General features: G+C 66.5%; 11 protein-coding genes and 3 pseudogenes. 5 read left to right on the forward strand and 9 right to left on the reverse strand.

Features of this window, described 5'->3' with window-relative positions; genetic code table 11:
• Positions 1–31: 31 nt before the first annotated feature.
• Entirely contained in the window at positions 32–1,402 is a 1,371-nt protein-coding gene (locus QQS16_RS41565; RefSeq protein WP_286068160.1) for a glycoside hydrolase family 43 protein, read from the forward strand.
• Between the two features lie 131 nt (positions 1,403–1,533).
• Positions 1,534–2,042 (forward strand): annotated as a pseudogene (locus tag QQS16_RS41570) (transposase); the annotation flags it as partial.
• 30 nt (positions 2,043–2,072) lie between these two features.
• Here QQS16_RS41570 and QQS16_RS41575 read toward each other — a convergent pair.
• A pseudogene (locus QQS16_RS41575) lies at positions 2,073–2,568 on the reverse strand (IS3 family transposase); the annotation flags it as partial.
• A 593-nt stretch (positions 2,569–3,161) separates the two neighbouring features.
• On the opposite strand from QQS16_RS41575, the gene QQS16_RS41580 reads away from it, so the two are divergent.
• Together QQS16_RS41580 and QQS16_RS41585 are read left to right on the forward strand one after the other, a co-directional pair.
• Positions 3,162–3,371 (forward strand): hypothetical protein, encoded by a 210-nt coding sequence (locus QQS16_RS41580; protein WP_286067830.1) that lies wholly within the window; start codon positions 3,162–3,164, stop codon positions 3,369–3,371.
• A 29-nt stretch (positions 3,372–3,400) separates the two neighbouring features.
• On the forward strand, positions 3,401–4,435 hold the full coding sequence (locus tag QQS16_RS41585) for a reverse transcriptase domain-containing protein (RefSeq protein WP_286068161.1): 1,035 nt from the start codon (positions 3,401–3,403) through the stop codon (positions 4,433–4,435).
• On the opposite strand, the gene QQS16_RS41590 is transcribed toward QQS16_RS41585, so the two are convergent.
• From QQS16_RS41590 to QQS16_RS44200, 5 genes and pseudogenes are all read right to left on the reverse strand, one after another.
• Complete coding sequence (locus QQS16_RS41590) at positions 4,354–4,905, reverse strand: IS3 family transposase (RefSeq protein ID WP_286067831.1); 552 nt, start codon at positions 4,903–4,905, stop codon at positions 4,354–4,356. The genes QQS16_RS41585 and QQS16_RS41590 overlap by 82 nt on opposite strands.
• A complete protein-coding gene (locus QQS16_RS41595) occupies positions 4,902–5,207 on the reverse strand; it encodes a transposase (protein WP_286067833.1) in 306 nt (101 codons plus the stop codon). The genes QQS16_RS41590 and QQS16_RS41595 overlap by 4 nt, the downstream gene beginning before the upstream one ends.
• A gap of 68 nt (positions 5,208–5,275) precedes the next feature.
• Positions 5,276–5,590 (reverse strand): annotated as a pseudogene (locus tag QQS16_RS41600) (transposase); the annotation flags it as partial.
• Positions 5,591–6,178: 588 nt separating this feature from the next.
• Positions 6,179–6,415 (reverse strand): hypothetical protein, encoded by a 237-nt coding sequence (locus QQS16_RS41605; RefSeq protein ID WP_286067835.1) that lies wholly within the window; start codon positions 6,413–6,415, stop codon positions 6,179–6,181.
• A 501-nt stretch (positions 6,416–6,916) separates the two neighbouring features.
• The gene (locus QQS16_RS44200) at positions 6,917–7,174 is read right to left on the reverse strand and encodes a hypothetical protein (RefSeq protein ID WP_502963981.1); all 258 of its coding nucleotides are present in this window, start codon (positions 7,172–7,174) and stop codon (positions 6,917–6,919) included.
• Positions 7,175–7,472: 298 nt separating this feature from the next.
• Here QQS16_RS44200 and QQS16_RS41615 point away from each other — a divergent pair, with 298 nt between their 5' ends.
• Positions 7,473–7,628 (forward strand): hypothetical protein, encoded by a 156-nt coding sequence (locus QQS16_RS41615; protein WP_286067836.1) that lies wholly within the window; start codon positions 7,473–7,475, stop codon positions 7,626–7,628.
• A 57-nt stretch (positions 7,629–7,685) separates the two neighbouring features.
• Here QQS16_RS41615 and QQS16_RS41620 read toward each other — a convergent pair whose 3' ends face one another.
• The 3 genes from QQS16_RS41620 to QQS16_RS41630 all read right to left on the reverse strand — a co-directional run bounded on the left by QQS16_RS41620 (position 7,686) and on the right by QQS16_RS41630 (position 11,575).
• A complete protein-coding gene (locus QQS16_RS41620) occupies positions 7,686–8,063 on the reverse strand; it encodes a hypothetical protein (protein ID WP_286067838.1) in 378 nt (125 codons plus the stop codon).
• A gap of 357 nt (positions 8,064–8,420) precedes the next feature.
• Positions 8,421–9,797: an IS1380 family transposase gene (locus QQS16_RS41625; protein ID WP_286067839.1), complete on the reverse strand. Its 1,377-nt coding sequence runs from the start codon at positions 9,795–9,797 to the stop codon at positions 8,421–8,423.
• A gap of 953 nt (positions 9,798–10,750) precedes the next feature.
• Positions 10,751–11,575: an IS5 family transposase gene (locus tag QQS16_RS41630; protein WP_286059781.1), complete on the reverse strand. Its 825-nt coding sequence runs from the start codon at positions 11,573–11,575 to the stop codon at positions 10,751–10,753.
• Positions 11,576–11,960: the final 385 nt, after the last annotated feature.

An 11,960-nucleotide genomic window follows, 5' to 3' on the forward strand; every position in this document is an offset into this window, starting at 1 on the left:
GGCAGTTCACGCAGAAATGGGACAAGCAGTGTTGGACAGAACCCTCAGGGCGGTCCTCGCCCTCCTCACCTCGGTGGCCGCCCTGCTGGGCCTCACCACTGCCCTCGGCGGCACGGCCGGAGCCGCGGCCCCGCCCGCCGGGCAGGCGACGCGGTACACGATGACCGCGTTCACCAACAACAGCGAGTCGAACATGTACGTGTACGACTCGCCTGACGCCACCGCGTTCACCCTGCGAAAGGGCCCGGCCTACGTTCCGCCGTCCGGGATGATCCGGGATCCCAGCATCTTCAAGCACACCGACGGCTTCTACTACCTCACCTACACCACTCGTACCTGGTCCGCGCTGAGCACCACAATCGGCTTCGCCCGCTCCACCGACCGCCTCAACTGGACCTTCCTGTACGACTACACGGTCCCGATCAGCGGCCTGGCCCGCGCCTGGGCGCCGGAGTGGTTCGTCGACACCGACGGCAGCGTCAACATCATCCTGTCGGCGTCCACGACCGCTGGTGGCGAGTTCACCTTCAAGCCGTACAAGCTCACCGCCACAAACGCCGCGCTCACGGCCTGGAGCACCCCCACCGCGCTGAGCGGCATCAGCCCCAACTACATCGACACCTTCATCGTCAAGATCGGATCCACCTACCACGCGTTCACCAAGAACGAGACGACGAAGTACATCGAGTACGCCACCGCCTCCAACCTCACCGGTCCGTACACATTCCAGAAGACCGGCAACTGGACGGGCTTCGGCGACTTCGTGGAGGGCCCCGCGCTCGTCCAGCTCGACAACGGCGGCTGGCGGATCTACTACGACGCTTACCGCGACACCAAGTACTGGTACAGCGACAGCTACGACAACTTCGCCACCTGGTCCGCGCCCACCGAACTGCCCGGCCTGAGCGGCACCGTCCGCCACCTGACCGTGCTCAAGGAGACGGTGTCCGGCGGCGCCACCCTGCCGACAAACACGACCCGTTCGCTCCAGTCGGTCAACTTCACCGGCCGCTACGGCGTCGTCCGCTCCGACAGCCTCGCCTACGCCGACCCGGTGACCTCCTCCAGCACCACCGCCGTCAAGCAGAGCGCCACCTGGACGATCGTCCCGGGCCTGGCCGACGCGAACTGTTACTCCTTCCGCGACTCCTCCGGCCGCTACCTGCGTCACTGGGACTTCCGGGTCCGGTTCGACGTGAGCAACGGAACCGACATCTTCAAGAAGGACGCCACGTACTGCGCCCGACCGGGTACGACCTCCGGCTCAGTCCGCCTGGAGTCGTACAACTTCCCCGGCCGCTATATCCGGCACTACAACTACGCGCTGCGCGTGGACCCGTACCAGGCCACGGACACCTTCCGCGCCGACAGTTCCTTCACGGCCGTGAACCCCTGGGCCTGACCAGATCGCCTTCCGCAGGCTCTGAATGACGAGGGTCCCGCCCGTACCCGGACGCTGTTGGTAAATCCGGGGGCCTGCGTGACGACGGCCTGCACGACCCCGTTGGGGTTGTGCAGGCCGTCGTCGTGTTCGTGGGGTGGGTTCGTGTCGTTGCGTGGGGTGGATCTGGCGGGGACTCCGGAGGAGACCGGCGGCTGGCGCGTGCGGCATTTCCGAAGGGGTGTCTGGTGATGCGGGTTCGGGATGCGCTCGGGCCAGTCTTCGCCGATGCCGACTTCGAGGAGTTGTTCTCGGCGCGGGGGCGGCCGGTGGTCTCGCCGGCGCGGCTGGCGCTGGTGTCGGTGTTGCAGTTCGCCGAGGGGCTGACCGACCGGCAGGCTGCGCACGCGGTCCGTTCGCGTCTGGACTGGAAGTACGCCCTGTCGCTGGAGCTGGCCGACATGAGGTTCGACTTCTCCCTGCTCAGCGAGTTCCGGGCCCGGCTGGCCGAGTCGGATGCGGGCCGGGCGGTGTTCGACGCGGTGCTGACGGCCGCCGGGAGGCCGGGCTGGTCAAGGCGGGTAACCGGCAGCGCACGGACGCCACCCATGTGCTGGCCGTGACCAGGGATCTGAGCCGGCTGGAGTTCGTGGTCGAGACACGGGGCTTCACCCGGAATCTTGGACACGGGCTATGCGGCTTGGGCCAGGGTAGTTGATGTTGTGTCGAGTGCTGTCTCGTAGGCGATGGGACTGCGTTGTCCGAGGCTGGAGTGGCGGCGTCGAGTGTTGTAGCGGTGCAGCCAGCGGAACAGGTCGAGGCGGGCTTCACGCTCGTCGGCCCAGGCCCTGCGGCCCTGGAGGGTCTCCCGCTTGCAGGTGGCGTTGAAGGACTCGGCGAGCGCGTTGTCCGCCGAGCTGCCGACGGCGCTCATGCTCTGGACCACGCCTGCCCGGCGGCAGGCGTCGGCGAACGCTCTGCTCGTGTACTGGGCGCCGTGATCGGTGTGCATGACGGCGGCCGGCGAGGCTGCCGCGGCACCGCTCGGCGGCGGCCAGGGCGTCGACGACGAGGTCGCAGCGCATGTGGTCGGCGATCGTCCAGCCGGCCAGGCGCCGGGAGGCGAGGTCGATGACCGTGGCCAGATACAGGAACTTCCCGTCGGCCAGCGGGAGATAGGTGATGTCAGTGTGCCACGAACGCAGGAAGAGGGGTAATTGATGTTCAGGTAGGTGCCCTTTTGGAATGCGGTGCTGCGTGAAAGATGAAGGTAGGCCCTTCGGAGCCGCCCTGCGGGGGGAGGCTTCAAACCGCCACATGCTGCGTTGGCTGAAGACCGTCGTGGTGAGCGATGTGGAAAAGGCGTCCGTGAGGCGTCAGGTGGGGATCAGGAAGGCGAGCGCAAGCGAATCGCTGATGACGTGTCGAAAACCTATTCAGACGGCATCGAAACTGGGGGTGTAGATATGGCTCCAGGACAAGTCTGGCGGAAACCCGATTTACCGGCCAGATGGTGCCCGGCATGGAGGCGACGCGAGCCTGGTCTGCTGCTTTCGCGTGGAACGTGGGAAGGCGAGCCTCGTGCAGTTGCCCGTATGGGCGATCGCAGGGAGTGCCCCAAAACGGCGGAAACCGTGAGGGGTTGAGTACCGATGTGGGGCTCGCTGGCGGACCGGTCCGTAGTAGTGCTGAAGCCTCTGTAATGGAGGTGGAGCGAAGGGACCGGGTCATCCGTGGCTGTGTTCGTTCGATCAACCAGGCGTTCCCTGGGAGGAGTCGCATGGATGCGCTGAAAGCGTCAGAGAAGTCGTTCACTATCTCGAAGTGGGAAGTATGGGAGGCATGGGAGAAGGTTAAGGCGAACAAGGGTGCACCGGGGGTGGATGGCTGCACGATTGAGGAGTTCGAGAAGGATCTGAGGGGGAACCTCTACAAGGTCTGCAATCGAATGTCTTCGGGCAGTTACTTTCCCCTCCGGTTCGAGCGGTAGAGATTCCGAAGTCGCATGGCGGTGTCAGGATTCTTGGTGTTCCCACGGTCGCGGACAGGATTGCGCAAACCGTGGTCGCCGCCCGACTGGAACGGAAGGTGGAACCGGTATTCCACTCCGATTCTTTCGGGTATCGGCCTGGGCGGTCTGCTCTGGACGCGGTGGAGAAATGCCGGGAGAGGGCGTGGAAGAGGGACTGGGTGGTCGATCTGGACATCCAGAAGTTCTTCGACAGCGTCCCCTGGAACCTCGTCGTCAAGGCGGTGGAGGCTCATACCGACGCCGCTTGGGTGAAGTTGTATGTGGAACGGTGGCTCCGGGCACCGCTCCAATTGCCCGACGGCACCTTGCAGGAGCGGGACCGCGGAACCCCGCAAGGTTCAGCGGTCTCGCCTGTGTTGGCGAATCTGTTCTTGCACTACGCGTTCGATATGTGGATGGCCCGGGAGTTCCCCGACATCCCGTTCGAGCGGTATGTGGATGACGCGGTCGTGCACTGCGTCAGCGAGCGTCAGGCCAGGAGACTGGTCGAGGCGATCGGGAACCGGATGGAGGAGGTCGGGCTGCGTCTGCACCCGGCCAAGACCCGGATCGTCTACTGCAAGGACGCGAACCGGCGGGGCGTATACGCGCAGACGTCGTTCACGTTCCTGGGGTTCACGTTCCGAGCCCGCGCGGCCCGCAGCAGGCACGGGGCGACCTTCCGGTGCTTTCTGCCGGCGGTCAGCAAGGATGCCTTGAAGAGAATGAGTGTCGAGGTACGCAGCTGGCGTATTCATCGGCGCACCCGCCATACCTTCGTTCAACTCGCACGGTTCATCAACCCGATCGTGCGGGGCTGGATCCAGTATTACGGGGCGTACTACCGCTCCGCGGCTGGAGCCCCTCCTGCGGCGCATCAACGCCTATCTGGTGCGCTGGATCCGCCGAAAGTACAAGCGGCTCGCGGGCTTCAAGAAGGCCAAGGAGTGCTTCCAGGGCATCACACAGCGATACCCAGGGACGTTCTTCCACTGGCGGTTTGCCCGCCACTTCTGGTGCTCAGGGTGACAAGAGCCGTGTAACGGGAGACTGTTACGCACGGTTCTGTGGGAGCCGGAGGGGGAAGTTCCCTCCGGCTACCCGACCCGACGAGCTTCATCCCCGGCGCCGGTGCGGTGAAGTCGCGGGCGATCAGGTCCGGGGCGGGCACCGCCCTTTTGGCCGGGCGGGTCAGGCTGCGGCGCTTGCGCCGTGTGACGCCACTGATGCCGCGTTCGCGCATGACGCGCTCGATCCGTTTGCGGTTCACGGGGTGTCCGAGCCGGCGCAGTCCGGCGTGGATGCGCGGCACTCCATAGGCGCCGCGGGAGGCGAGGTGCAGCACGGTGATCTCGTGCGCCAGGACGTCGTCCGCGGCCTGCTTCGCCCGCCTGGTCTTCTCTCCGGTCAGCCATGCGTAGAAGGAGGAGCGGGCCACCTTCAGCAGCCGGCACAGCAGAGCAACATGGTGGGTGGTCTTCTCCGCCTCGATGAACGCGTACACCTCGCTCATCGATCGCTCTCCTTCGCGAAGAAGACCGCCGGTTTTCGCAGCACCTCGATCGTCTCCGCCTGCTCGGCAGCCAGCCTCCGCAGCCGGCGCAGCTCTTCGCGCTCGGCGGTTGTCAGCTCTCCCGGCGCCCCCTGCCCGCGGTCGATCTCATCCTGCTTGACCCAGTTCCGCAGGCCCTCGGCGCTGACCCCGAGCTGCCGGGCCACCTCGGTGACGGTCTTCCCGGAGGAGTGCACGAGAGCGACTGCGTCCCGTTTGAACTCCGCCGTGTACCGCCTGCTGCGGTTGCTCTTACTTCCCACCTGGCACTACTTCCTCTGGAACCTCACGTCCCAGTCTCCAGGTGTCCAACATCAAGGGGAAGGTTCAGCTCCGGCCTGGTGGGGGCGTCGGGTCGCAGCCAGTTGCTCACGTCCACCGCGAGCACGATCCGCCCGTCGGCGGCACGCGGCAGTGGCGTGGAGGCCAGCAGCCGACGCAGGCGACGCGGCTCGAGCCAGCCGTGATTGACCGCGTCGTACATCGCCCCGTGCCCGCGCCGGTGCTTGGCCGTGAGCGTCAACTCGACCAGCGACGTCACCGGGCCGTCCGAGCACAGCACCGCGTCGGTGAGCTCGAAGAGCGCATCCGCCCGGGTGTAGAGGCAGTCGTAGAACTGGACACGAAAGTGGGACAGGACGCCCAACGCGGCGTCAGCGGTCTGTTCAGCGGCGAGACTTTTCACCAGCGGCCGTTCCTTCACGCGACGTTGCTCGACACCTCGAAGCGTGAAGAGCGGCCGCCCTGCTGTCCCGGGAATGAACCAAGATCAGCGGGTCAGGTGAACGGCCGAGGTTAAACACCAAGCTCAGCAAGAGACATGCCTCCGAGGCGCACGACCAGCACAAATACACCTGACTGACGACCCGGCACTGCCAACCCCCACTGACACCAAACCGGCACATCGCATCCTGCTGGTCTGCTGTTCGGGAGGCCCTGTCCGTATGCGCCAAGCGCCCCACGATCACCCAATTGGGACTCCCGTTCGACGCGCATCTCTCAAGATCGGAAAGACAACGGCTACACATGCATCCGGTCGGTGCTCAGGTCGCAGCCCACTCGGCGTACCTCCGAATCTGACCCTCCTCGCGGGCTGCGGCCTCCCAGGTTTGTGTAGCGAAACGGGACCGGAATCGGTCCCGATGTCGTCGGTACCGCGGTCATCGTCGACGAAGGCTGAGGAGCGGGCCTCGCAGCAAAGGCGCCAGACCCGACTCTTCACGAGGCCCCGGAATCAGTTGTCGAGCAGCGGCCTCGTACCCAACTCGAAGTCCTGGTTGCACTTCACGCCCTGCAGATTGTCGACAATGACGTCAGACGGGTTGTCCTGCCCTCGGTCATCGCCGGAGTCAGGGCCGATCACCGTACAGAAGTTGCCAATGTGATCGCCGCCATGGGCGACCCCGCCACTGAGGACCATCCCACCGACCATGACTGCTACGGCCGCGGCCTTCTTGAGCTTGGCCATCATTCCTCCAGTTCCTTCGCGCGCCGGATCCTTTACGGACCAGGAATCAGTCACAGAAAGTAACAGATTTCTTACTCGCCGTTTCGATCCTTGGTCGGGTAGCCCGGCTGCCGGGACCAGCAGCGTTTCCGAACCGATGAGCCAGGCAGTCACACTCCCGGGCAAACCGAACTGGACTGACCAGACACCGACACGGAAGACTGCAGCACCAGGGCCCTCCTGCTGCTCGGTGATTCGACACCAACGAGCTGTTCAGGAGGCCCTACCCCCATGCGCCCAGCGCCCCGCGACCACCCAATCGGGACTCCTGTTCGACCTGTAGGCAGCACGCCGCACCGCCTACAGGCCGAACTCGACGTGCTCGACGTCCGTGAATTCCACTTCCAGGCCGTGGGCGTGGCGGCCGCCGTCGCGGAAGTACATCTCTCCCAGGCCTTCGGCGGCGATGTCGCGCAGCTGCCGCTCGCTCGCGCCGGCCTCTTGGGCGTCGAAGAGGCGGGCCGCCTACTGCGGGGGCAGGGCGAGGGTGAGGTGCCGGATGCGTGCGTCGTCGGTGGTGCCGGGAGCTGCGGTGAAGCCGAAGCGGGCGCGGGTGTCGACGACCAGCCGGTGGTGGTGGCGGCCTGCTTCCTGGCTTCGGCCCGGATGCGGGGCTGCCAGCGCTGGCGCACGGCGCTGTGCGAGGTCGGCGCGGGGCCGGCGGATCTGGTCCTTCACGTACCGCTCTACGGTGCGCTGCGAGATGCCGAGGGCGTCGGCCACGGCGCGGGGGCCTGCGATGTGCCCTCGTCGTGGCAGTGAGCCACCTGGCGATATGCCGCCTCATGACAGCCGCCAGGTCGCGAAAATGCCATCCCCCGTCAGGCGCAAGCTACAGCCACAGACCGACCACCAGCAGGAACATGGCTTTCCTGGCCTGCGCTCACTGCCACACCCTCACTGACGCGAAGCCGACACATCGCATCGTTCGCCGTTCACGTACGGGTGACACAGCACATTTCCACGCAGCAGTGGGGGAATACGTCGTGCGACTCATTCGCCACTCGTGAAAGGCCCGCCCATGCGCCGTATCGCCGCCCTCATCCTCGGGACCGGAGCACTCCTCATGCTCACCACCACCACCACCGCAGCAGCCGCCCCCGCCCAACTCGACGGCCTCACGGGCGCCCTCGGCGGCCTCACCGGTGGCCTCCCCATCGTCGGTAGCCTCCTCTGACCTCGAGCTGACGGCCGCTGTCGCGGTCGGACAGGTACGCCGGGGCGACTTCAAGGATCAGCTCCCCGATCGCGTGCGTGCCGGCGGCGAGGTCATCGACCAGGTCGCGGCGAGGGCGCGGGCGACATCCAGAAGCCGGTACACCTGCGCACGGGAGACGCCGAACTCCGCGGCGCAGTACGCCTCCCACGAGCCGTAGCCGAGCGGCACCCAGACCCGGACGGCGTGCGCATCGCGGACCCGGGCGGCGAGCACCGCCACGGAGCGCCGGACGTCGTCCATCGCCTCCCGCAGCCCGGCCGTCACCTGGCAGGCCTGCGCGGTCGTCAACGACGGCCTCGCCGGTCCGGCAACATCGTCCTGCTCCTGGTCGTGCTTGCCCATGACGCCATCGTCCTGCACACCGGCGAGCTGGACCAGGGCGTACGGAAGCATGGCTTCATCGACGACTCACGCCCGCAGTTGTTCACGACTGCGGGAGGCGCCTGCCGTGCCGGGATGCCGATTTCGACGAGACCGGGAGGCGGCCGCTGGCACTCGGCAACAGCGCAACGCCAGCTGCCGCCTGCGCCCGTAGTCAGCGCTTTGCCCCGCGGGCTCTCGGCGGTTCAGCCCGACAGGCTCAACTAGCCTCGATCTTTCGTGACGGTCCGCCGACGGAGTCGGTGGGCCGTTTCGCTTTCGGTGGCTGATGCCGGGCAGGCTGTGGGCCCGAGTGTCGCGTCGGGTGGGCGCCGGGTTCCACTGCTCCGGGTGGGGTGGTGCTACTCGCAGGGGTAGGGAAGCTGCTGGTCAGCCCGGGTTCGGCAGGAGTGCGAGCCGTGCGAGGGCGTCTGTGATCTCCCGGGTCCAGGGCCAGTGGCGGGCGAGGCGGAGGATGCGGCGCCGGCCGGTGGTGACGAGCTGGGCGGCTGCGGAGAACAGGCGGAAGCGGAGGCGGCGGGGTTCCCAGAGCCGGGTCTGGCCGGTCAGGGCGAGCATGGGCATCCAGGCCAGCAGGTCGAGAGCGATCTGGACGATCTCCAGCCAGACCTTGTTCTGTGCGGTGTCGTGCAGGGGCAGGTTCCGCAGGCCCGTCGCGCGGGCAGCTCGGATGCGGTCCTCGGCCCGGGCCCGCAGCCGGTGACGGAGCTCGAGTTCGGCGATGGGACGGCCGGCGGTGTTGGTGGCAAAGCAGGTGATCCGCGTGCCGTCCGCATCCGTGATTCTCAACTGGGCCCCGGGATGCGGCCGTTCCTTGCGGACGATCAGCCGCATGCCCTTCGGCCAGCCCTCAAGCAGGTCGCCGGTGAGTTCAGCGACCCAGGCCCCGTCGCGGACCTCGCCGCCGGTCTCGACGGCCGGCGTCCATGCCGATGCCGGGATCTTCAGAACGTGCTGGTGAATGGCCTCGGTGATCACCATGCCGACCGAGTAGGACAGCCAACGCCCGCGCTGGGCGAGCCAGGCGACGAACTCGTGGGTGCCGCCCGCGGAATCGCAGCGGATCAAGGTCTGTCGCCCGCGCCGGTACTTCGTGGGCAGCTGGGCGAGGGAGAGGCGGGCGGCCTCGATGTGGTCGGCGGCCGTGTTCGAGCCCGCGTTGCCCGCCCTCAGAAGGCAGGCGACAGGTTCACTGGTGCCACCGGGGCCGTGGTCGACGAAGCCCATCAGCGGGTGGTGACCGTAGGTCTTCTTCCAGGTCGGGGCGGCGTCCTGCTTGTCCGAGTGGGCGATGACCAGCACTCCGTCCAGATCCACGGTGACTTGCCCACCGGCGTCCGGAGCCCGGTCGCGGGCCAACGTCCAGACCCGGACGCGGACTTCGGACCGGGCCGCGCGGATGGCGGTCAGTGCCTTCTCGCTCGAGGCGGCAAGGGTGTCGATCAGGCGGGAGACCGTCGGGTCGGAGGCGACCGGCCCGAACACGGCCGGCTCGGCCCGCAGCGTTGCGATGTCGGCGAGACAGTCCCCGCCGAGTGCGACCGCCAGCGCGACGTCCAGGAGGATCTTGGCCGGGTCGTGGACGGCCCGCGGCTTCCGCCACGGAGCAAGCGCTGAGGACAACACCCGGTCGAGACCGGCTTTGCGGACCGTTTCGACCAGCAGGACGGACCCGGCCTGGGAGAAGACCTGACGGCCGTCACCCTGAACACGCACAAGGGGATAGGAACCTATAGGCTGCTTCACCTGGAAAGTGCCTCTGGTTTCAGCGGGAACAAGGACCTCGACAATCCTCATTCTTGCTGGTCAGGGGCACTTTTTGCTGAGCTGACCACCTGCCGGACAGCCTGCTTCATGAAAGCGCGAGGCTAGGGTCCATCTCCCCGACCATCGCGGGCAGACCGCACCGCTCGGCCAGCCGCACCACCGGCTCCAGCCTGCCGTACGCGATCAGGTTCGGATCGTCGAACGCGGATGAGACTGCCGCCGCGGCATGGGAAGATTGCATCTCGGAAGTGCCTTGTCGATCGTGCCTGATGTGGTCCTAGACAAACCCCATCATCGCAGGTCGCAAGGCACTTCTTCGTTTCCGGATCCACCGGCATCAAGCCGGTGGATCCGGGCTGAAACTGCGCAGTGCTCAACCAACCTGCACACATCGTGAAGACGGCAAACGGCTGTGGCGGCCTGCCGGCCGCCCCTTCGTGAGGCCGGTCAGCGGCTCAGCTTTCGACATGAGCCGAGAAGGCTCACCATGGAGATATGGAGGTGATCGGGCTCATCCTGGCCGCCACTGCGGCCATCTACACGGCGCTGTCGTATCATCGGCCACCCGTGCCGAGGCAGGCGTCGCAGAGCGCAGGACCGATACGCACTGATGAGCAAGCTCCCCCTACGCCGAGCCAGGATGGAGCAACAGACCCAGCAGCGCCTACGTCGCCTTCGGGGGAGGTCAGGGGGCTTCGGACACGCGACATCCTGCTCCTGTGATCACGGTGTGGAGTGGATTACGGTCGGTAGTCTCCAACTCGTCCCTGACGTGGCGGTGGTGATCGGCGGAGTCGCGTCAATCCTGGCAGTCCTCGCCTTCCGAACCCGCTGGTGAAGCCGGGTTCCCCGCTTCGGGTCGACCCTGGAACCGTGGCAGAATCCGAGCTGCTAAGTGAGCGTTTGGTTCTCGGTTGTCCGTTTCATTTGGCTTAGCTGTCGCGCCAGTTGGTGGTCGTTTCGTGGGTGAGGCGGCGGGTCATGAGGTTGATGGCGGCGAGTTGGATCATGGCTGCTGAGCGGTGGGGGTGGGTTTCGTAGTCGCGGGCCAGGCGGCGGTGGTGCATGAGCCAGCCGAGGGTGCGTTCGACGACCCAGCGGCGGGGCTGGACGTGGAAGCCGCGGGTGGTGGGGTCCCGTTGGACGATTTCGAGGTCGATGCCGAGGTGGGCGGCGTGTTCGACGGCTTTGGTCTTGTAGCCGTTGTCGGCCCAGGCTTTGGTGATGGTGGGGTGGCGCTCGCGGACTTTGGTCAGGAGTTGGGTGCCGGCGGCGGAGTCGTGGACGCTGGCGGCGGTGACGGTGACGGCCAGCAGGAGGCCGAGCGTGTCGGTGACGATGTGCCGCTTGCGTCCGATGATTTTCTTGGCGGGGTCGATGCCTTGGCTGGTCAGGTGGACGGTGGCGGAGGTTTTGATGCTCTGACTGTCGATCAGACAGGCGCTGGGTTCGCTGGTGCGGCCTTCGGCCTGGCGGACTTTGCCGCGTAAGAGGCCGGTGAGCTGGTCGAAGATGCCGTCGGCTTCCCAGTGGGCGAAGTAGCCGTAGACGGTCTGGTGGGGTGGGAAGTCGTGGGGCAGGTAGCGCCAGGGGATGCCGGTGCGGTCGACGTAGAGGATGGCGTTCATCAGGGCGCGCAGGTCGTGGGTGGGTTTGCGGATGCCGTTGCGGGCCTGGCGCCATGCTTCGAGGGTGGGGCGGATGAGTTCCCAGCGGGCGTCGGACAGGTCGCTGGGGTAGGGCCGTAAGGGCTGCATGATGCCTGGGTATGCGGTGGCGGCCAGCCTGAGCAGGGCGTGTGCGGGGGTGTTGGGTGCACCGGGGCGTGCGTTCTCAATCTCGCGTGAACCGGTGGGTTTCTAAATGAGACGGGAGCTTTTGCAAGGAACCCGGCGCATAAGTGGTCGGCTGATTGCCGCAGAAGCCGTTTATCCGGCGTTTCGCTTGGTTCGGTGTTGTGTCTGGCCGCCGAAAATCGGCATGAACCATTCGATAGGCTAACCAAACGCTCACTTAGCCTCCGACCATGACCACCACGTTGTCCCACTGCGGCGACGAACCGGCCACTGCCATCGACTCCTGGACCGGCGATCCGATCGGAGAGGCCTGCCTTGACAGGCGAGTGGCTCCCGGTGGGCTGCG

It is taken from the genome of Streptomyces sp. ALI-76-A (assembly GCF_030287445.1).
Taxonomy (GTDB): Bacteria; Actinomycetota; Actinomycetes; order Streptomycetales; family Streptomycetaceae; genus Streptomyces.

Coding starts and splice junctions, on each gene's coding strand:
- QQS16_RS41580 (WP_286067830.1), top strand. CDS start 3,162: ATGGATGCGCTGAAAGCGTCAGAGAAGTCGTTCACTATCTCGAAGTGG.
- QQS16_RS41590 (WP_286067831.1), bottom strand. CDS start 4,905: ATGAGCGAGGTGTACGCGTTCATCGAGGCGGAGAAGACCACCCACCAT.
- QQS16_RS41605 (WP_286067835.1), bottom strand. CDS start 6,415: ATGATGGCCAAGCTCAAGAAGGCCGCGGCCGTAGCAGTCATGGTCGGT.
- QQS16_RS41615 (WP_286067836.1), top strand. CDS start 7,473: ATGCGCCGTATCGCCGCCCTCATCCTCGGGACCGGAGCACTCCTCATG.
- QQS16_RS41620 (WP_286067838.1), bottom strand. CDS start 8,063: ATGCTTCCGTACGCCCTGGTCCAGCTCGCCGGTGTGCAGGACGATGGC.
- QQS16_RS41630 (WP_286059781.1), bottom strand. CDS start 11,575: ATGCAGCCCTTACGGCCCTACCCCAGCGACCTGTCCGACGCCCGCTGG.